This window comes from Lysinibacillus sp. FSL K6-0102, assembly GCF_038003545.1.
GTDB lineage: Bacteria > Bacillota > Bacilli > Bacillales_A > Planococcaceae > Lysinibacillus > Lysinibacillus capsici.
In genome coordinates this window covers 1,399,513-1,419,457 of sequence record NZ_JBBOPH010000001.1, presented here as the reverse complement: position 1 = coordinate 1,419,457, position 19,945 = coordinate 1,399,513, and the positions used below count along the sequence as shown (strand labels likewise).

Annotated in this window: 20 protein-coding genes; 11 read left to right on the top strand and 9 right to left on the bottom strand. The window is 37.3% G+C overall.

The annotated features are described in order from the left end of the window. The first annotated feature begins 111 nt into the window (after positions 1-111). The gene (locus tag NYE73_RS06745) at positions 112-867 is read left to right on the top strand and encodes a DUF2087 domain-containing protein (protein ID WP_066037595.1); all 756 of its coding nucleotides are present in this window, start codon (positions 112-114) and stop codon (positions 865-867) included. An 18-nt stretch (positions 868-885) separates the two neighbouring features. Beyond that, entirely contained in the window at positions 886-1,227 is a 342-nt protein-coding gene (locus tag NYE73_RS06740; protein ID WP_259949991.1) for a GIY-YIG nuclease family protein, read from the top strand. 39 nt (positions 1,228-1,266) lie between these two features. Here the strand turns inward: NYE73_RS06740 and NYE73_RS06735 are convergent, their stop codons facing one another. The 8 genes from NYE73_RS06735 to NYE73_RS06700 all read right to left on the bottom strand — a co-directional run bounded on the left by NYE73_RS06735 (position 1,267) and on the right by NYE73_RS06700 (position 9,657). Beyond that, positions 1,267-1,647 carry an MmcQ/YjbR family DNA-binding protein gene (locus NYE73_RS06735; RefSeq protein WP_259949990.1) on the bottom strand — a complete coding sequence of 127 codons (381 nt, stop codon included), beginning with the start codon at positions 1,645-1,647 and terminating at the stop codon, positions 1,267-1,269. An 80-nt stretch (positions 1,648-1,727) separates the two neighbouring features. Continuing rightward, on the bottom strand, positions 1,728-2,546 hold the full coding sequence (locus NYE73_RS06730) for a YitT family protein (protein ID WP_004232517.1): 819 nt from the start codon (positions 2,544-2,546) through the stop codon (positions 1,728-1,730). Between the two features lie 87 nt (positions 2,547-2,633). Further along, positions 2,634-3,932, bottom strand: a complete 1,299-nt coding sequence (locus NYE73_RS06725) for a M48 family metallopeptidase (RefSeq protein WP_279629542.1) — start codon at positions 3,930-3,932, stop codon at positions 2,634-2,636. 157 nt (positions 3,933-4,089) lie between these two features. Next, positions 4,090-4,896: a hypothetical protein gene (locus NYE73_RS06720; RefSeq protein WP_259949989.1), complete on the bottom strand. Its 807-nt coding sequence runs from the start codon at positions 4,894-4,896 to the stop codon at positions 4,090-4,092. Further along, positions 4,889-5,959, bottom strand: coding sequence for an MBL fold metallo-hydrolase (locus NYE73_RS06715; protein WP_259949988.1), 1,071 nt, complete (start codon positions 5,957-5,959; stop codon positions 4,889-4,891). The genes NYE73_RS06720 and NYE73_RS06715 overlap by 8 nt, the downstream gene beginning before the upstream one ends. Beyond that, positions 5,952-7,613: an ABC transporter permease gene (locus tag NYE73_RS06710; RefSeq protein ID WP_259949986.1), complete on the bottom strand. Its 1,662-nt coding sequence runs from the start codon at positions 7,611-7,613 to the stop codon at positions 5,952-5,954. Before NYE73_RS06710 ends, NYE73_RS06715 begins: the two co-directional genes overlap by 8 nt. A gap of 56 nt (positions 7,614-7,669) precedes the next feature. Then, positions 7,670-8,695 carry an ABC transporter substrate-binding protein gene (locus NYE73_RS06705; protein ID WP_259949983.1) on the bottom strand — a complete coding sequence of 342 codons (1,026 nt, stop codon included), beginning with the start codon at positions 8,693-8,695 and terminating at the stop codon, positions 7,670-7,672. Continuing rightward, the gene (locus NYE73_RS06700; RefSeq protein ID WP_054550684.1) at positions 8,692-9,657 is read right to left on the bottom strand and encodes an ABC transporter ATP-binding protein; all 966 of its coding nucleotides are present in this window, start codon (positions 9,655-9,657) and stop codon (positions 8,692-8,694) included. Before NYE73_RS06700 ends, NYE73_RS06705 begins: the two co-directional genes overlap by 4 nt. 138 nt (positions 9,658-9,795) lie before the next feature. Between NYE73_RS06700 and NYE73_RS06695 the strand changes: the two genes are divergently transcribed. The 6 genes from NYE73_RS06695 (at position 9,796) to NYE73_RS06670 (ending at position 15,686) form a co-directional block, all read left to right on the top strand. Further along, on the top strand, positions 9,796-10,707 hold the full coding sequence (locus NYE73_RS06695) for a LysR family transcriptional regulator (protein WP_259949981.1): 912 nt from the start codon (positions 9,796-9,798) through the stop codon (positions 10,705-10,707). Positions 10,708-10,768: 61 nt separating this feature from the next. Then, positions 10,769-11,227, top strand: a complete 459-nt coding sequence (locus tag NYE73_RS06690) for a PTS sugar transporter subunit IIA (RefSeq protein ID WP_054550682.1) — start codon at positions 10,769-10,771, stop codon at positions 11,225-11,227. Further along, the gene (locus NYE73_RS06685) at positions 11,224-11,487 is read left to right on the top strand and encodes a PTS sugar transporter subunit IIB (RefSeq protein WP_004232490.1); all 264 of its coding nucleotides are present in this window, start codon (positions 11,224-11,226) and stop codon (positions 11,485-11,487) included. Before NYE73_RS06690 ends, NYE73_RS06685 begins: the two co-directional genes overlap by 4 nt. 33 nt (positions 11,488-11,520) lie before the next feature. Then, entirely contained in the window at positions 11,521-12,789 is a 1,269-nt protein-coding gene (locus NYE73_RS06680) for a PTS ascorbate transporter subunit IIC (RefSeq protein WP_066037585.1), read from the top strand. A gap of 252 nt (positions 12,790-13,041) precedes the next feature. After that, the gene (locus NYE73_RS06675; protein ID WP_115673461.1) at positions 13,042-14,028 is read left to right on the top strand and encodes a BMP family lipoprotein; all 987 of its coding nucleotides are present in this window, start codon (positions 13,042-13,044) and stop codon (positions 14,026-14,028) included. After that, positions 14,025-15,686, top strand: a complete 1,662-nt coding sequence (locus NYE73_RS06670; RefSeq protein ID WP_259949979.1) for a methyl-accepting chemotaxis protein — start codon at positions 14,025-14,027, stop codon at positions 15,684-15,686. The genes NYE73_RS06675 and NYE73_RS06670 overlap by 4 nt, the downstream gene beginning before the upstream one ends. A gap of 59 nt (positions 15,687-15,745) precedes the next feature. Here NYE73_RS06670 and NYE73_RS06665 read toward each other — a convergent pair whose 3' ends face one another. Beyond that, on the bottom strand, positions 15,746-16,504 hold the full coding sequence (locus tag NYE73_RS06665) for an SDR family NAD(P)-dependent oxidoreductase (protein ID WP_054550678.1): 759 nt from the start codon (positions 16,502-16,504) through the stop codon (positions 15,746-15,748). A 164-nt stretch (positions 16,505-16,668) separates the two neighbouring features. Between NYE73_RS06665 and NYE73_RS06660 the strand changes: the two genes are divergently transcribed. From NYE73_RS06660 to NYE73_RS06650, 3 genes are all read left to right on the top strand, one after another. After that, positions 16,669-17,850, top strand: coding sequence for an AraC family transcriptional regulator (locus NYE73_RS06660; protein WP_054550677.1), 1,182 nt, complete (start codon positions 16,669-16,671; stop codon positions 17,848-17,850). 135 nt (positions 17,851-17,985) lie between these two features. After that, a complete protein-coding gene (locus tag NYE73_RS06655) occupies positions 17,986-18,984 on the top strand; it encodes a permease (RefSeq protein ID WP_054550676.1) in 999 nt (332 codons plus the stop codon). An 11-nt stretch (positions 18,985-18,995) separates the two neighbouring features. Next, positions 18,996-19,922, top strand: coding sequence for a TIGR03943 family putative permease subunit (locus tag NYE73_RS06650; protein ID WP_054550675.1), 927 nt, complete (start codon positions 18,996-18,998; stop codon positions 19,920-19,922). Positions 19,923-19,945 lie beyond the last annotated feature (23 nt).

Sequence of the window (19,945 nt, the reverse complement as noted above, 5' to 3'; positions counted from 1 at the left end):
CGTTTAGAATACGATGTGTTTTTTATTGCTTTAATACAAACATTTTGTTATTTTAAATATTAAATAACAAACAAATTTATAATTCGTTTGTTTTGTTAAGGAGGGATTGCAATGGATGTAAATGAATTATTTTGGCAAGCTCCTATCGATGATCTAAAAAAGGGATATATCGATCAAGCGACACACTTCACCTGCCTACTATGCGGTGAAAAAGTAGAAAAAGGCATTATTTATCCTCAAGAGGGCTTATTATATGAAGCAGAGAAAATGATGCGACACCATATTACATTGGCTCACCATTCTGTTTTTCATTATTTAAACGGTCTCAATAAAAAAATGACAGGCTTAACAGAACATCAAAGTCATATTTTACGCTTATTTTATGAGGGAAAATCAGATCAGGAGATAAAAGAAGAATTAGAGATTGGCAGTGCCACAACGATTCGCCATCACCGTTTTGCTTTAAAAGAAAAGGAACGCCAAGCCAAAACATTGATGGTGATGATGGAGTTACTAAAAGAACAAGATCAGAAGGAGGAACCATTTGTGCCTATTCATAAAACAGCTACTATGGTCGACGATCGCTATAACGTAACCCTCACGGAAGAACAGCAATTATTAGAGAAGCTATTTCCAAACGGTGTTGGCAAGGAACTGGTTCGCTTTCCAAAGCGCGAAAAACAGAAAATTGTAGTGCTGCGTGCAATTGCAAATCTTTTTGACCAAGAAAAGCATTATACTGAAAAAGAATTAAATGAAGTGATTAAACCGATGTATGAAGACTATGTTCATATACGTCGTTACTTAATTGAATACGGTTTTCTTGACCGGAAAGCAGATGGCAGTGCCTATTGGGTAAAAAAATAAGAAAGTAGGTTAATAAAAATGGATCATAAAAAAGAGTTAAAAGAAATGTATAAGGACATGAAAATTGAAGCTGGCGTTTTTACAATGACCAATACACAAATAGGCAAATTATTTGTGGGGAGCTTTAATAATTTAAAGCGTTTAAATGGCTTTCAATTTATGCTAAAAACCAATACACATACGAACAAGGTGCTTCAGGCAGATTACAATTTATATGGTCAAGAAGCTTTCGAGGTGAAAATCGTTGAGTATTTAAAGAAAAAAGAAGAAGGCTATTTTGATGAAAAAAAAGAACTCGAAAAGCTGGAGCAAAAATGGCTTGAGACACTAAAGCCTTATGGTGAGCATGGTTATAATTAGTCATTAGCGCATTTGCCAAAAAGGTAAATGCGCTATTCATTACTTGTTTGATGCATTGCCAATCAATTGAATTTCCTGCTGTGCTTTCTTCGTTAATTTATTGAAAACAAGTTCATACGAATGCTTAATAAGATTCTCTACCAAATCCATCGGGACATCCTCAGCATCCATATAAATGGAATTCCAATGGGTTTTATTCATATAGTAACCAGGTATAATGCTTGCATAGGCTTCTCGTAATTCCTCCGCTCGAGAAGGCTCACATTTCAATGTAAGAACAGGCTTACCTGTTCTATTTCCTCCAAGCATGGCATACATTTTTCCACCGATATGATAGCGATCTGCTTGCCACTCCTCTTGATAGTCATACGTTGTTCCATGAAGCTGTATACAGTAAGCATGAATTATTTCTTTTTCCATCTTAACAATCCCCGTCCCTCAAATAAAAACACACGTTCGATTATGGTAAGTATAACCTAAAACGTGTGTAGAGAATAGCATTATTTAGTTGTACCACGATCAAACATTCCGATTACTTCCGTCGTCTGTAAAATATTCACAAACGACTTTGGATCAGTCTCCTTAATCGTGCTTTTCACATCAGCTAGTTGGTAACGCGTAATAACAGTAATTAATACTTTCCGACCCTCGCCTGAATACGCTCCCTTTGCATCGATAATCGTTACTCCACGATGTAGCTTTTCTAATAGTTGCTGTTTGACCTCGTCCCCTTTACTCGTAATAATCATCAGCGTTAATTTAATATGGCTCGTATGAATTGTATCCACTACTTTTCCAGTTGCATAAATGGACACAAGGGTTAACAACGCCGCATCCCAGCTAAAGACAAAGCCAGAAGCAGCCACTACGATTCCATTCATAGCGGCAATTAACGTACCGAGCGGAAAATCACGTTTCCGGCTAAGTAGCATAGCAATTATATCAAAGCCCCCTGAGGAGCCAGCTGCTCGGAAAATCATGCCCATTGCAAACCCTACAATAACACCACCAAATAAGGACGCGAGGATTGGCTCTTGTGTCGCTTTGTGTATTGGAATAATATATAAACTCACTGACAACACAGCCACCGAAAGAATGGTGTAGCTAATAAATCGCTTGCCGAGCTTCATCACACCTAAAATCAGTAAAGGCAGGTTAAGCAGTAAATTTAACACGCCTGTATTTAAAGGGGTAATAATCCCAAGCATGATGGCAATACCACTCAACCCACCACTCAAGATTTCATGGGGAATCAATAAATAATTATAGGCAAAGGCCACTAAAATGGAAGAAAGTGTAATTATAATCACATTTCGCATAATGCTATCCCCTATCAATCAACGACCAATTTTTGATACATCTTTGTCATAGACTACCCAATTTACACTCCTGAAAAACCTATCCTCTTACTTTTTCTTCTGTTCTTCCTTTAAAGGCATATTTTGTTTATGTTCCCCTGTATCCGCAACTTTATAGATTCGCTCAAGCATCGGTGGATGTGTATAGCGGAACCACTTCACTAAGAGTGGCGGGTTCACTTCACTTAAGCCTGAAATCGTTAGCTTTTGAAATGCTGTTACAGCCGCTTCTCTATCATTCATAAGGTTAATAGCATATTGATCGGCTCTCGTTTCTTGATATCTCGATATAAAATTGGATACTGGATTGGAAGCAAATAGTAAAATAGAAGTAATGAGTAAAAATAATGGATAGGAACGAATGCTACTGATTTTATTAATTTTTAAAACCTGTCCATATCGTGAAATCAAGCGACGCATAATTTTCGCTGTTAGCCATAGCCCTATTAACATTAAGAATAAATAGCCTGCAATGCCAAAATAAATATGCTTTTCAACATAATGTCCCATTTCATGTGCCATGATAAATAAAATTTCATTGTCCGTTAGTCTATTTAATGTAGTATCCCATAGCACAATTCTCGAATTGCTCCCAATTCCTGTCACATAAGCATTTAAAGCATTTGTCTTTTCTGCCATGTTGACCTCATAAACATGCTCTGCTGGAATATTGGCCTGTGTAGCAAGTGAAAGTATCTTTGTTTCCAGTTCTTTATTTTTTAGTGGATAAAAATCATTGTACAAAGGATCAATGACAACTGGCTGAATGAACATCACAAAGATTGTAAAGGGGATAGTTAAAAGCCAAGCATAGAGCCACCATCTTTTTTCGCTCTTTTTAATGAGCCAATAAATCACCGTAACAATAATCAAGCTAGTACCAAAATTCACCCAAAAATCAATGACACCATCCTTCATCCAAGATGCAAATGCTTGTGTACTGATGCCATAGCTTTTGCTTAGATGATAGCGATAATAATCAAGCGGGAATAGCACAATATAGAGCAATAAAGATAATAGGAATAAGTAACCCGCATTTTGCAATAGCTTCCACTTCGTTTGGGAGGTCGTCACTTTTTCGAAATAACGAGATACACCCAATAGTAAAATCAAGAAGTAAATAAGCCATTCTAAAGGTGTGGCTACAAAGAATACAAAGTTCCGTATTTTTGAATATTCACCACTTAAAAAAAGCTCCTTGCCAGACATAAACATCACTGGATCTGCCGCCGTTCCTTGTAAGGCACTTGGTATTTTACCACCACCGCTGTGGAAAATATACCAGTACATACAAAGCACGTAAACACCGAAAAGTAGTAGTGTAACAATGCCCATTTTTTTCGCTATGTTATTTCCCCCTCATATCACCCAAAGTTCGTCCTATAGTAAGTGTAAGCGAAATTATCAAAGTTAGAACAAACATGGACCTACTTTTTTAATCTCTCTGTTGCCAAAGAAAAATTTCGCCTCATTTCTATATGAGGCGAAATCATTATCGTCCTATTCATTTATCCATAACAAATGCCGTTTTACCACGTTGATCCCCGCTTAGATAGCCAGTGGATAATAGTTGCTCATACCATTGCTTTTCTATAGTAGCTGCTTGAGCCGCATCATCTACCTTCGTAGAAAGTTCAACCATAATATCGCCTTTGTACTGCCATACCTCTATATCCGCTTCATGTCCTAAAAAGCTTCCTTTATAGGTCGTAGCATTAGCAGGCCCATATACGACAACTTGAGACAACGTATTTTTATACCATGCTTCGGAGTTCCAATTTACAATTTTCTTTGGCGCATTTTCAAGAATGAATTTTTTCGCAACTTTTGTAGCAACTGAATCATAAGAGACCTCTGCAGAAGTCTTCAAAGATTCCTTTCGGCTTATCGTAAATGTACGATGATCTCCCTTAATATCTAGCTCAAACTTATAATTTGACTCAGAACCAGTAAAACCATGATTCATTGTTTCTGCCATTGCTTCACTTAAAGGTGTGTTTAAAAAACGCTTTTTGTAGGTTATATCCATTTTATTACTACCCTTATATACACGTAAGCGGTGTATATAGTCATGACGTAGAAACAATTGGTCAAGCGTATCATAAAAATAAACTTTTACGTCATCCTTTTTAGTTGCTTGAAAAGCCTGGACAATAGTTGATTCATTAAAAATCTCAGGGTTAATATTGAATTTAATTTCATGGCCTGGCTCAATGGCTGCTTTCGCTTGTGTTGTATTCACACCCATCATACTAATCACTATCAAGCCGAAGACACACAGATAAAATGCCCATTTTTTTAGTTTAGTCACGCTTTAATTCCTCCTTCGGAAATGTTGTTGTTAAATTTGTATGTGTACTGTGAAAATAGATCGTTTGTCGTGCACGAAGTCTCTGTGACAGTGCCACTAAATCCCAATAGTCTGGATGTGTTTTATAGAAGAACTCCTCAGAGATATGCTTTAAGCTAGCTGGATTGTAAGCATGACGAGAATAGCCTGTATGAACAAAAATTGCCGTCGGATAATCCTTTGCAAGCTCCTCCACTTGAGCCACATCCTGCTCTGAGACAAAATACAGTACATGGTCACTGTCCAGTTTTTGCTTGAGTCGTTCTAAAAGCATCACTTTATTCGGCCAAATATTTTCATGTTCTTCATCATAATGCCCCAATAAAGGTTGTAGCTTGGCATCTACCCTAATCGCTCGAGTTGTATGTTCGGAAAGATACGTCATAATATCGACTGTTTTGCCCGAAAAAGAGGAGGGGAATATAAATGAATGATTGGGATGAGCCTTTACATACATAGCCATCTGCTGTAACACCTCAAGATTTCGAATGCATTTTTCCGCATGTCCACTATCAATAAACGCTACATCATAAACCGTTCCATCCTCCTCTGGCAAGGTCGCCTTTAATAAATACGAATCGACTACATAATCACCAGAGAAAAAAATCATTTCATCAAAAAAACGAATTTTGTACCACACGCTTCCAATTAAATGCCCACTATATCCCCATTGAAAGGCAAGATATTCATTGACCTCTATCCATTTTCCAATCGTATCTGGATAGAAAGTTCTGACTTGTGGGATAAGCAGTGGAAGCTGCTGAGCAGTTGTATGACTCATTAGTATCGGTCCCGTATAGCCCATGTTCTGTAGTATTGGCAATGCCCCTACATGATCAATATGCGAATGAGAAATAAAGACAGCAACTAGCTTTTCAATATGATTAAATGTAATATTTGGTGGCGTTTTTTGTGTATTTTTCATAATGCCACAATCCAATAAAATGGCCTGCCTCTGATTTTCTATATAAAAACAATTGCGCCCATATTCGCCTACACCACCTAAAATTTCAACACTAAGCATTGGCCTGCCCTCCTCGTTTTTGCAGCCAACCCAATAGGAACATAAAAATAACAGTCATAAGGACGGTTATAACAGCTACTGCCATTCCAACCCCTACATTACCTTGCTCAAATTGGCTATAGATAAAGGTTGCCCCTGTCTCTACGGATGGTGGCAAAATTAAAAGGCCAGCTACAAGCTCTCGCATTGAAATAATAAAAGTCATCATCATTCCTGTTAAAATACCCTGCATCAAAAGTGGTAGGATGATGCGACGATAAACCGCAATGTTACTACGTCCAAAAATAGCAGCTGATTGAAAAATAGAGGCATCCAATTGTGAAAAAGAAGACTTTATATACTGCACCGAATAAGGTAAAAACAGTACACAGTATGTGACTATTACCATTGCCTTTGTGTTATAAATTGTTGCGGGAAGCCAAGGAGCATTCCAAAACATAATTAAACCTACAACAAAGACAATCCCCGGAATTATATTAGGCATTAAACTAAAGAAGTCTAATATTTGCTGCTTTCTGGTTTCTCCCTTTTTAATATAAAGAGCGATGAATAAACCTATTATGGCGGTTATCAAGGCCGTCATGATAGAAAAAACAATGCTATTTAAAAATGCTGTCAATCCTGCACTTCCACTAGTGAAGACCTCTTGATAAGAAGCCAAACTGAAATTCCCTGCCTGTAACCCATCTCCTCTTACCTTTTGCAAAGAGGTCACAATAATAGAGAAATAAGGAATGCCGATAGATAGCAATAGAACAAGCCCTACAAAAGTCCACGAAGCTGTTTTTATATACCACTTGTCCTTGAGCTCACATCTAGCAGGTGTTTTTCCTGATAGCACACCATATGTATATTTGCGTCCAATGAGATTTTGGAAATACCAAATGACTAAGCAAACTGACAATAAGAATAAGGATAGCGAGGTTGCCATGCGAATATCAACTGGCCATCTTGATAAATAGGCATGAATTTCGGTTGTAAACACTTGAAACCCAATCCGACTGCCGAATGTAGCTGGCGTTCCAAATTCAGCAAGCGTCTTAATAAAAATAAGGAGACTTCCCAAAACATAGCTCGAAAGTAAAAGAGGTAACACAACTTTTAGCCAATTTTGCAAAGAACTTCGCCCAAAAATCAGCGCTGCATCTAAAAATGAGCCATTTATGCGAAGCAATGTATTTTTCAGCATTAAATACAAAAACGGAAACAGGTGTAGGCTCATGATCACTACCATGCCAAATAAGGAAAAGAAGGAATCTGTCATCCAAGCAGCACTTGGAATAAGCTGCTGTAAAAAACCATTGTGCTGCATAAACAAAATCCAGCCCATTGAACCAATATAGGGAGGTGTCATAAATGGAATCGTTAACACTATATCGAGCCATTCATATTGATATAAACTTGTTTTCGTGCGAATGAAAGCCATAGGTAATGCGATAATTGTTGTCCCAATAATCACGAAAATCCCTAAAACCATCGAATTTCCAAGCGTTTTCCATATTCTATCGTGTGTAAACATTCGACTAAACTGTGATATATCAACATGTCCCTCTTTAATAAAGGTATAAAATAAAATGGCCATCAACGGTGCGATAGCAAATATGATGACAATTGTCAGTAAAAATCCAAAAGCTCGTCTTCCTTCCATTATCATGGCATGTCAACCCTTCTCTATGAAAACTAGAAGGAGGTATATCAACCTCCCTTTATTTATCGAAATAAATCCGTAAACTTTGTTAGTACTTCCATCTGTTTCGCTTCCGCACCCATCCAATCAACTGTTAACTGTGGAATTTCATCTAATGCTGCACGATTTTTCACAGCAATATCTTTATTCCCTGGTAATAAGTAAGCATCTGCTACTAGCTTTTGCCCTTCATCTGACAATAAAAAATCAACATAGGCTTGTGCAGATTCTACATGTTGTGCATCCTTTAAAATACCTACTGCTCTTGGACTAACTACTGTCCCACTCGTCGGATAGATAATTTCCACTGGCTCACCGTCTGCTTTTGCTTTATAAGCCATATAATCTACACCTGCAATCGTGGCATTTTTCTCGCCTGTTATAACCGCATCCAAGGCTTCTTTATTCGCACCATTGACTTGTAAGCCATTTTTCTTCCAACTATCAATCGTACTCCAAGCTGTTTTTTCTGCTGCTGTGTAGCCAAATAAGAAATCAACAGCAGAGCCTGACAGACTTGGATCTGGTATATTCATTTTATTTTGCCAATCAGCTTTTGCTAAATCAGACCAATCCGTAGGCGCCTGTGTCGTATTTTTCGTATTATAAGCAATACCTAAAGCAGAGGCACTGTAGCCATAAAAATATCCATCTTGATCCGACCAATCACTGTTAATTTTGTCCTTGTTTTTAGCCGCTTCGTAGCTTTGCAATTGATCTGTTGCTTTTAACCCATCCATTGAGGCAACAGAGGCAAGTACAACAATGTCAGCTACAGGATTATTTTTTTCCGCTTCTAAACGAGAGAGAATTTTACCCGTAGTTCCTTGAAACATTTCCACTTTAATCCCTGTTTTTTCTTCAAATGCTTGCTGAATATTTGCAGCTAAACCATCTGGCCCAGCAGAATACACTGTCAGAACTTTCTCCTCCTGTGTCTTTGCACTTGCTTCATTCGTCTCTTTTGCCTCTTTATTACCACAGCCAGCTAATGCTAAGGCCAATAAAATGCCAGCAGTTGCCCAAAATTTAAAATGTCGTTTCTTCAATGTAAACCCTCCAATTGATAGATTTGTTTTTCATCAATAAAAACTTGCAATCTTTTTCCATGCTCTAATGGCTGCTTCTCATAAAAGTTCCAATACTGTCCTTCTACCTGTGCTTGTACTAGATAACGATCACCAACAAATGTACTTTTCACAATCTGCGCTTGTTTGGCAATCGTACCAGGACGCGATATTCTCGAAACACCCTCAGGTCGCACAATTGATTGTCGATTGTGAAGCCAATTCACTTTGCCAATAAAATCTGCCACATAGGGCGTTGCTGGTGCACGATAAATTTCCTCAGGCGAGCCAATTTGAGCAATCCTCCCTGCCTCCATAACGATAATTTGATCAGACATTGTCATGGCCTCTGTTTGATCATGTGTTACGAAAATGGCTTGGCAATTAAGCTCATGAATGAGGTGCATGATTTCATCTTGCATTTGCTCTCTTAAAACAGCATCGAGAGCGGATAAAGGTTCATCAAATAAAATTAATTGCGGTTTGGTCGCTAAAGCTCTAGCTAATGCCACTCGCTGCTGTTGTCCACCCGATAATTCACCTGGCTTTCGTTTCTCATAGCCTTGCATTTTTACCAATCGCATCACATGCTCGACTCGTTCAGGAATAGCTGATTTCGGAATAATGCCCTTTAAGCCAAAGGCAATATTTTGGAAGATGGTCATATGTGGCCATAGAGCAAAATCTTGAAAAACCATGGCAATATTACGCTTATTTGGTTTGACATTTTTACGAGACCCCGAAGAATAAATGACGGTGTCATCAAATCGTATTTCTCCTTTTGATGGCTGTTCAAGGCCAGCTATCAACTTTAATAAGGTTGTTTTGCCACAGCCTGATTGTCCGAGAATCGTAATAAATTGCTGATCTAACTCCACATCAATCGGCCACAATGCTTGAGACTGCCCATATTTTTTCTCGATATTTTTTAATGAGATTTTCATAAGTATCCTCCTCGTTACTTACAACTATAAATTCCAGATATTTAGAAAATATTAATCTACTATTAATAACACGTTAAAAAAAATCTAATAAACTAAAGCAAATACAAGATTTTTTCTAATTTCCTTTAGGAGGATAAAATGAACAATAGTAAATTACAGGCATTTTGCTTACTTGTAGAATTAAAAAAATTAGCCCCTGTCGCCAAAGCACTTGGCATTACAGCCCCCACCGTATCATTTCATATTCGCTCTATAGAGGAGGAATACGGTATTCATTTATTTCGAACAAATGCTGGAGGATACCGTTTAACAGAAGCGGGCGAAGGTGTGTATCATTACGCTCGTCAAATGGTTCAACTTCAAAAGGATATGGATCGTTTTATTGAAAATCTTTTAGCAGGCCATATCGGTTCATTACGACTAGGAGCGAGTGGTTTACCTGCCCATATTTTTATGCCAGATTTAATTCATCAAGTTTCAACGACCTATCCTGAGATTCGCATTTCATTAGAAGTAAAAACAGCACCTGAAATTGAAAAAAAGGTAGTACTACAAGAATTAGATTTCGGGCTCATCATGGAGACTAAGCAGGAAAATCCTTTACTTCATTACGAAACAATCGGTGAAGATGCACTTGTATTGGCATACAGCCCATCTCACGAGCTAGCAGCACAAAAAGACATCACCAAAGAAGATATTCTTAAGTACAAGCTATTGTTGCATACATCCTCTAGCTCCACGAATCACTTCATTGAAAAGTGGATGGAACCTTTTCAGCCTTCTATTTACACAATTGAGCTGGATTCTGTGAGCACGATTAAAAAGATGCTGACCTTTGGCAAAAACTTGGCATTTCTATCTGTTTCCTTAATAGAAGAAGAATTAAAATCAGGTGTACTGCTGAAGAAAGATCTACATGATGTAACACTAAATAGAAAAATTCAATTGATTTATCCGAAAACGCGCTTAGATCATAAAATGGATGAATTTGTAAAAATGTCGGTTTATGAAATAGCAAAGCAATTAAAAATGTCTTCTACGATGACATAATTCCACATACAGTCGTAATAACATGGAATGGGAAGATATTTTTATGAAAGGAGGGTTGTCCTTGCTAACCAAGCTGTTGACAAAAGATTGTATACAGCTTGCAAACTTTGTCCGATCATGGCAAGAAGCAATTCATTTAGCGGCTAGCCCATTAGTACAACAACACAAAATTGAACAGCGCTATGTCGAAGCCATGATTCGATCTATTGAACACTATGGTCCTTACGTTGTCATCACACCCAAAGTAGCCATTCCTCATGCACGGCCATCTGATGGGGTTCTTGAACTAGCCATAAGCTTGCTACGATTACAAAAGCCTGTTTTTTTTAGCCCTAATCAGCCTGTCTACCTACTAATTGTGCTAGCTGCCATTGACAATGCTTCACATCTACAGGTGTTGGCTGATTTGGCATTAGTCTTACAAGAACCCGATCAGATTGATGACCTAATCGCCTGTCAACATGCGGACATGATATGGGAGAAAATCAAACAATATACGACAAAGGAGTCAACAGAATGAAAATTTTAGTCGTGTGTGGGAGCGGTTTAGGAAGTAGCTTTATTTTAGAATTGAATGTTAAAAAAGCATTAGAAGTATTGGGGAAAGATGCAGAGGTAACGCATACAGATTTAGCGTCTGCCAAGGCGGAGAAAGCAGATATTTATTTAGGGGCAGCAGATATCGTGAATGAATTAGCGAAAGACAAAGGAATCATTGTGAGCATCGTAAATATGATGAGTATTTCAGAAATAAAAGAAAAGCTTGAACCGTTGCTTTAAGCATTAAAAATTTGGATAGGATGAGGTGTTGGTATGTTAGATGTTATCATGCATGACATTTTAGGAACACCAGCTATATTAGTCGGCCTATTCGCTTTTATTGGTTTACTTATTCAAAAAAAATCAAGTTCCACTGTTCTGTCAGGTACATTAAAAACGATAATGGGCTTTGTCATCCTCGGAGCTGGTGCCACTGTCTTAATTGGCTCTTTAGATCATTTTAGTAAAATGTTCGATCATGCCTTTCAAGTACAAGGAGTCATTCCCAACAATGAGGCCATCGTGGCAGCTGCTCAGACTAATTTTGGTACAGCTACTGCACTAATCATGGTATTTGGTATGATTATGAATCTACTATTTGCGCGATTTACGCCATTAAAATATATCTTTTTAACTGGACATCATACATTATTTATGGCTTGTTTAATCGCCGCTTCATTATCAGTTGGAGGGATGAGTGGTACACCTCTTATTCTTGTTGGGTCTATCATTCTTGGACTTTGTATGGTCGTGTTCCCTGCCATTTTACAGCCGACAGTTCGACAAATAACAGGGAGTGATGACTTTGCTGTTGGTCACTTTGGCAGTGTTGGCTATTATGTTTCTGCAAAGATTGGTAAGCTCTTCGGTAATAAAATGAAATCCACAGAAGATATACAGGTTCCGAAAGCATTAGGCTTTTTACGAGATACCTCAGTTGCTATTTCTTTAACAATGAGTGTGTTCTTTGTAATTGTTGCCCTTTTTGCTGGCCCTTCCTATATTGAGTCACAATTATCTGCTGGCTCAAATTTTATTATTTTCGCTATTATGCAAGCGATTACATTCGCAGCGGGTGTTTATATTATTTTAGCAGGTGTACGGATGTTAATTGCTGAAATTATTCCAGCCTTCAAAGGCATTGCAGATAAACTTGTACCAAACACAAAACCAGCACTTGATTGTCCAACCATCTTTCCTTTTGCACCAAATGCCGTTATTATTGGTTTCATTTTTAGTTTTATAGCAGGGCTGGTTTCCATGTTTATACTCCCCTTCATCGGACTAAAAGTCATTGTGCCAGGTCTTGTTCCACATTTCTTCACAGGTGCTGCGGCGGGTGTCTTTGGAAATGCTACTGGCGGTAGAATTGGTGCGATGTCCGGAGCCTTTGCCAATGGTTTATTAATTAGCTTTATTCCAGCCATACTTCTTATCTTTATGGGAGACATTGGCTATGAGGGCACAACCTTCGGTGATTCAGACTTTGGGGTAATCGGCATTATTATTATTAATTTATTAAAATTATTCGGCGCTGTTTAGAACATATAAAGCCTGACGCTATTTGCGTTAGGCTTTTATAGTGCTGTACATACAAGAAGGGCTACGAAAACCTTTATAAATCAATTACTTTATTAGTAATCTAGCTTTATATTATTAACTTATTATGTATATAGAAATGATTCATTATTCTTAGACATCCTAAAATTTTTTTGCACGGATGTCTGACATCAGACTAAAAATATTAAGTTTTTGCCGATATATATTTTATACACAACAGGAGGTACACAAAATTTGAAGAAATTATTCACTAGTTTTCTTTTGATCACTCTGTTGATAGCAGGCTGTTCCTCAGCACCGACAGAAACATCAACTGAAGGATATAAGATAGGAATTTTACTATCAGATGCAGGACTAGGCGATGAATCATTTAATGATTCCGCTTTTAAAGGCTTAGAAAAAGCGCGCGATGAGCTAGGCATTTTGTTTGATTACAAAGAGGCTCCTGATGGTAAATACGAGGAAAAGCTGAATGAACTTGTAGCAGAAAAATATGATATCATCATTGGTCTCGGGTTCTCTGTACAAGAAGCACTAGAAAAGACTGCAAAACAAAATCCCTCTCAGCAATTTATACTGATTGACGGGCAATCTGATATTAACAACATCATTTCGATTACCTTTAAAGAACAAGAAGGTAGCTTTTTAGTTGGCATGATTGCCGCTATGACAAGTAAAACAGGAAAAGTTGGCTTTATTGGTGGAGCAGATGCTCCTGTTATCCATCACTTTGAGAATGGTTTTATCGAAGGGGCACGTTATGTACAGCCATCGATTGAAATTATGAGTGACTATGCTGGTACCTTTGACGATACCCAGGCTGGTGCAGCAATAGCAGAAAGGTATATCAAAAATAACGTTGATTTTATTTACCATGCAGCAGGCTTTACTGGCTTTGGGGCGATAAAAAAGGCAGAGGAAATGGGGATCTATGCAGCAGGTGTTGATATCGATCAGTTTTTTGTTGCCGAAAAAACAGTTGTCACATCCATGCTTAAAAATGTTGATCTAGCCGTCTATCAACTCGCTAAGACATTGGTGGAAAATGGTAAAATTACAGAAAAATCCTTTGCATTAGGTTTAGCGGATCAGGGTGTGGGACTAGCAGATATTCGTGTAATTCAACTGACAGCTGAGCAACAGACTGCTATCGAAAAAGCCAAAGAAGCCATTATTTCAGGTACGATAAAAGTTACTGCAGAAAAGAGGAATGACCAGTGACACTACGTAAGAAATTATTTATGAACACATTAATTCCAATCGTATTGGCTATGGCTATGATTGTCTTTATTATCCTACAAACATTCACGATCCAAACAACAGCACAGGATGATACGAAACTTTTACTTACAGTGAAAGAACTAGAGCAAAGTTTAGTTGTTGCCAGCCAATCTTTAAATAATTTTACCTACCTGGATAGTGAAGCCAATAAAAACGAAGCGCTCGCTATTTTACAAGAAACAAAAAGTAATTTAGAGGCATTAGCCTCTCTAACGAGAATACCTGAACATCAGACAATCGTCGAAAAAATAGCTAGTAAATTTGAAAATCTAGAAAAAGCGACTGAAAGCGGGTTTCAAGAAAACAATCGCTCTGAAATTAAAAAGCAGTCCATCAGAATTAAAGGAATTTTAAACGATATGTATTTGCTCAAAAAAGAAACGAACGAATGGTATCAAGAAATGATCCAAGTAACGAAGCAAAAAATAGGTTTCATTACAACCTCTACCATCATAGGTAGTGTGCTATTAATTATTGCTACGATACTTTATTCCTATGTAGCTGCGAAAAGAATTACCAAACCCATTAATCAGATTGTAGATTGTGCACAGGCTGCAGCAACAGGAAACTTAACAATGGATACTTCTACCCTTTCCTATCAAGCAAACAGTCGATATGAGATTGATCAATTAACAAAAAGCTTTGCAGACATGATGAATAATTTAAAAAGTACTGTACAATCCATTGATAATATTGGAAAGGATGTTAATTTGTTTACACAAGAAGTGACGAGCCATATGAACAATATTCATGAAAGTAGTAATCAAGTCGCTACCTCAACCGACGAATTAGCAAAAGGCAGCTATACGATGTCCGAAGACATTCAATCAGTGGCACTCCAAATGAATAATATGGCAGATCAATTTAGGGATGTTATGCGTACGAGTGAGCAATCGGCTGACACTGGTAAACAAGCTCTGGAGGCTGTTCAAAATGGTCAATATTCATTAGAAAAACAATCTTCCATTGCAAAGGATATATCAACCACATCACTTGATATTAAGGAAGCTGTAACTCAATTTTCTCAATTCACTTCGGAAATTGAAGGCGCAGCCAATGCTGTCCATACGATTGCTAGCCAAACAAATTTATTAGCACTAAATGCTGCCATCGAGGCTGCAAGAGCTGGAGAAGCAGGCAAAGGGTTTGCCATTGTTGCCGAGGAGGTTAAAAAGCTCTCTTCTGAAACGGAGAATGCTACGAATTTAATCACTTCAATGGTCTCGCATATTCAAGATGGCATTACGCACATCCTTACTACGGCTGAACGAGGTTATCTGCTGTCAAATGAGCAATCTCAATCCATGGTAGAGACAGAACAATCATTCTCTGTTATTACCATGCACATAACAAATATCCATCGCGATTTACAAAACCTCACAAGAGAAATGGCACAAACGAATGAAATGAGCCAGCAAGTAAATAGTACCATTGAAAATATTTCTGCTATTACAGAAGAAACGGCTGCTGGCACAGAAGAAATATCGGCATCAACGCAAGAACAGCTACTTTCCTTCCAAAAAATTAGTGCTAAGATAGACGATCTTGAAGCTATGACTAATACGTTGATGAATGAGCTCAAAAAATTCACCCTATAGCGATTCGATTCATTACCGCAAAAAATCCAGTGAAATGATTCACTGGATTTCTTCTTTCATTATAAAGTTAAACCACCATCTACTAACACAATAGAGCCTGTCATATAGCTTGCTTTGTCTGATGCTAGGAATACTACCATTTCTGCTAATTCCTCTGGTTTTGCATAGCGTCCCATTCTCATATTTGGAATCTCCTCTGGCACATAGCCACCTGTTTCAAACATCGCAGTTACACTGTTTGTTAATGCCGTTTCTACTCCCCCTGGACAGATACCATTGATCCGAATACCTTTTTTTACATACTCCAAAGAAGCTGATTTTGTTAAACCCACTACTGCATGCTTACTTGCAGAATAGACAGCCATACTGTGCTCACTGCGAACTCCTGCTGTAGAAGCTGTATTTATAATTGAACCGCTTCCTTGTCCCTCCATTACTTTTAAAACATATTTTAAGCCAAGGAATACACCCTTCACATTGATTGACATAATACGGTCATATTCTTCATCTTCAATCTCTGTTAGTGGAGAAATTTTCTGAATAACCCCAGCATTATTGAAAAATACATCAATACGTCCGTACGTATCAACAGCAGTATTGACATATTTCTGAACGTCTTCACTTTTTGAAACGTCTGCCTGAACGAAAATACCTTCCCCGCCTTGTTCTCTAATCAAGCTTACTGTTTCTTCCCCTGTTTCTTTGTTGAAATCCACTACCACCACTTTTGCACCATTGCTAGCAAGTTTCAAGCTGCTAGCTCTTCCAATTCCGCTTCCTGCGCCTGTTACAACTGCAATTTTATTCAAAAGATCCATCTTCTATTCCTCCCTAACATTTTAAAGTCACTGTCTATTTTATTGCTACTTCTCCTTTATTTATTGTATTATTCTACACAAAATAGTACTTTCTCAATGTCTATCCAATAAAAATGTAAATGCTTTCATTTTAATAGAATTATTACGAACTGGAGTGTAGGAACATGAAAATTAACACTATTGATCTTCAATACATCAGCCAATTAATCTATGAAACACATCATCTTCCAGTCACTTATATTAATTCATTAGGAAAAATAATCTTTGACTATTCATCAACAAATAATCCATCTTACATTTCTTTAAAGGAACAGTTGAAAACATATCCTTACCATAAAGATTCTAATGCCTATCCAATTTTTTTCTCTTATGCTGAGTTTAATTTTTTCTATATTAATGTGCAGCAAGAGGATCAATATTTAGGTGCAATTGTAGTTGGCCCTTCCCTTTCGCCAGAAGTGGAAGACATAAAGACAAGTGTTAATCAAGAGCTGATTCCTATTCTTCATTATCAACAAAGTTTAGCCATTAGTTTATTTGTGTATTATGCCATCTATCAAAAGAAATTAAATAAATCTGCTGTCATTTATCACAACCAAGCATTAAGACCTCTCATTCGTCATGAGGAAAATACTACGCTTGAGCTCTCCTATGCAAGAAGAAATGATATTGTTCATACAAATCTTTACTATGAAAAAATATTGTTAGACAATGTGAAAAATGGGCGTATAGAGAAACTAAATGAAGTTTTGAATTATTCCATTGTTGAGCAAGCAGAACTTGGAATACTATCAAAACGCAATAATTTAAGAAGTGTTCAATATTTGATGATTACAGGCATTGCACTTATTTGCCGTGCAGCAATTGAGGGTGGTTTAAATGAAGAAACAGCCTTTACATTAAATGATTTTTACATTCAAAAGCTAGAGGATCAAAACAGTTTAATCGAAATTCTTTCGTTAATGGAGGAAGCTATTTACGACTATACAAGCCGTGTATCACAGGCAAATACAAGGAAGTATTCTGGACCCATTACTACCTGTATCCATTTTATTGAAAATGAGTTGTATGGGGATCTAACACTCGACCAACTTTCAGCAATTTGCCACCTAAGCCCCAATTATCTTTCCTCCTTATTTAAAAAGGAAGTAGGTACTTCCTTTAGTGAATATATTCAGCAGCAAAGGATTGATGAGGCGAAAAAACTCTTAACATTTACCAACTATCCAATCCTAGACATCGGTTCATTACTTAATTTCACAGATCAAAGCTATTTCATTAAAGTTTTCAAAAAATTTACGGGAATTACCCCTAAACAATATAGAACTAAGTATTCTCATAAATAATTCGATATAGAGGGAAAGTAAAAAGATGGTAGAAATCAATTTTTACTTTTCTCTTTCCTTTTTTGAAGTACTAACAATATCATCTATGTCATATCTTGAATTAAAACGTAACCATTACACTTTAAGGAGGTCTATGTGGAACGTCTCCATTTTTCTAAATATGTATTGAATTTTTGGTTGCTCTTCATTTTATTCCTAGGCATGCTACCACTACTGTTATACAACGTCTCAGCTTTAAACGACCTTAGTTCCTCTCTACTTAATTTAAATACGATATTTTTAAGTATTTTAATTGAAGCATTACCATTTGTCTTAATTGGAATACTGATTGCTGGCTTTATTCAGATTTTTATAACAGAGGAACATATCCAAAGGTGGATTCCTCGAAACCCTGTGATGGCAGTTATCATGAGTTGTCTTGTAGGTGCATTATTTCCAGCCTGTGAATGTGGGATTGTTCCGATTGTTAGAAGATTGATTGTCAAAGGCGTACCTATACATGCAGCTATAGGCTTTATGTTAACTGGTCCACTTATTAATCCCGTTGTTATTCTTTCTACTTATATGGCATTTGGAAATGATTTAAGAATAGCGAGCCTTCGAATGTTTGTTGGCTTTGTCATCGCTATTGTAGTAGCATTACTTATCAGCTTATTTTTTAAAGGCTCCCAATTTAAGAGCTCTTTACAGCCCTACTCATTAACAATCCCTAGTCAACAAACATCCTTCTTCACCAAATTATTAAATATGGTCAAACATGCCATCGATGAATTTTTTGATATGGGTAAATACTTAATTATCGGGGCATTTTTAGCTGCCTTTGTACAAACCTATATATCTACCAAAACACTCGTAGCCATTGGAGAAGGTGAACCCTCCTCCATTCTAGTTATGATGGGCTTAGCCTTCATTCTGTCACTTTGCTCTGAGGCAGATGCCTTTATTGGCGCATCCTTTAGTGCTATTTTCTCCACTCCATCCATTCTAGCCTTTCTTATTTTTGGCCCTATGATCGATTTGAAAAATACCATTATGTTGATGAGCGTATTTCGTTTAAAATTTGTTTTTTGGTTAATCGCCTTAGTGGCTACAGTTGTCTACATTAGTATATGGATTCTTTCAGCGTATCTCTAAGGGGGAAAACCATGAAATTTCACGTTCAACAAGCGCTAAGAGCCTTCATGTTACTCGCCTTTTCGGCTATGATTGCCAACCTACATTGGACCGGAGAACTAACAAAATTTATCAACCCTAAATATGAAGGGCTGAGTAAAACAGCCGCCATTTTATTTTTTATACTATTTCTTGTTCAAGTGACAAGAATTATATCTTTTTCAAAGGTTCCTCATTCATGTGATCAAACGGGACAAGCATGCTGCTCCCATCACGACCATGGTCACACAGCCTTTACCCGAAAAAAAATGATAGCCTACCTCATTATCATGACACCAATAATGACAGGCTTCTTCGTGCCAGCAAAAATTTTAGATGCATCCATCGCTGATAAAAAAGGTGGTGCATTTATTCTCACCCAGCAAAATCAATCATCTAAAATAGAGGATTACCTCACTTCAAATGAAACGATTGATGAAAACATCTATGATGAACATGAAGCTGATCCCCGACTGACAGAGGAAAAACAGGAAATGACAAAAAAACAATATGAGCAATTAAAGCAACAGCTATCCCAACAATCCATGCTAAAAATGACCGATGAGGACTACACGATTTATTATGAAGAAATTAATCAAAATTTGGCTAACTATTTGGGGAAGAAAATACAGTTGAAGGGCTTTGTTTTAAAAGAAGAAAATTTTACAGAAAAGCAACTAGTGATTTCAAGATTTCTTATTACGCATTGTGTCGCCGATGCCAGTATCGTCGGCTTTCTGACAGAGTTTTCGGACGCTCCTACACTCACAGAAGATACATGGATTGAAGTGGTCGGTACAATTAGTCAAACAACATATGAAGGTGCAAGCTTACCTGTTATCCATATTGATGATTGGGTAACAATCGAACAACCTGAATCACCTTATCTTTATCCTATTAATATTCGAATGAGTTTCTAGCAATAAAAGGGCAAAGCTTATGG

Excerpts from the sequence above, each read along its gene's own strand:
- NYE73_RS06740 (WP_259949991.1), top strand. The coding sequence starts at position 886 with ATGGATCATAAAAAAGAGTTAAAAGAAATGTATAAGGACATGAAAATT.
- NYE73_RS06700 (WP_054550684.1), bottom strand. The coding sequence starts at position 9,657 with ATGAAAATCTCATTAAAAAATATCGAGAAAAAATATGGGCAGTCTCAA.
- NYE73_RS06695 (WP_259949981.1), top strand. The coding sequence starts at position 9,796 with ATGAACAATAGTAAATTACAGGCATTTTGCTTACTTGTAGAATTAAAA.
- NYE73_RS06730 (WP_004232517.1), bottom strand. The coding sequence starts at position 2,546 with ATGCGAAATGTGATTATAATTACACTTTCTTCCATTTTAGTGGCCTTT.
- NYE73_RS06680 (WP_066037585.1), top strand. The coding sequence starts at position 11,521 with ATGTTAGATGTTATCATGCATGACATTTTAGGAACACCAGCTATATTA.
- NYE73_RS06685 (WP_004232490.1), top strand. The coding sequence starts at position 11,224 with ATGAAAATTTTAGTCGTGTGTGGGAGCGGTTTAGGAAGTAGCTTTATT.
- NYE73_RS06660 (WP_054550677.1), top strand. The coding sequence starts at position 16,669 with ATGAAAATTAACACTATTGATCTTCAATACATCAGCCAATTAATCTAT.
- NYE73_RS06665 (WP_054550678.1), bottom strand. The coding sequence starts at position 16,504 with ATGGATCTTTTGAATAAAATTGCAGTTGTAACAGGCGCAGGAAGCGGA.
- NYE73_RS06715 (WP_259949988.1), bottom strand. The coding sequence starts at position 5,959 with ATGCTTAGTGTTGAAATTTTAGGTGGTGTAGGCGAATATGGGCGCAAT.
- NYE73_RS06735 (WP_259949990.1), bottom strand. The coding sequence starts at position 1,647 with ATGGAAAAAGAAATAATTCATGCTTACTGTATACAGCTTCATGGAACA.
- NYE73_RS06710 (WP_259949986.1), bottom strand. The coding sequence starts at position 7,613 with ATGATAATGGAAGGAAGACGAGCTTTTGGATTTTTACTGACAATTGTC.
- NYE73_RS06650 (WP_054550675.1), top strand. The coding sequence starts at position 18,996 with ATGAAATTTCACGTTCAACAAGCGCTAAGAGCCTTCATGTTACTCGCC.
- NYE73_RS06745 (WP_066037595.1), top strand. The coding sequence starts at position 112 with ATGGATGTAAATGAATTATTTTGGCAAGCTCCTATCGATGATCTAAAA.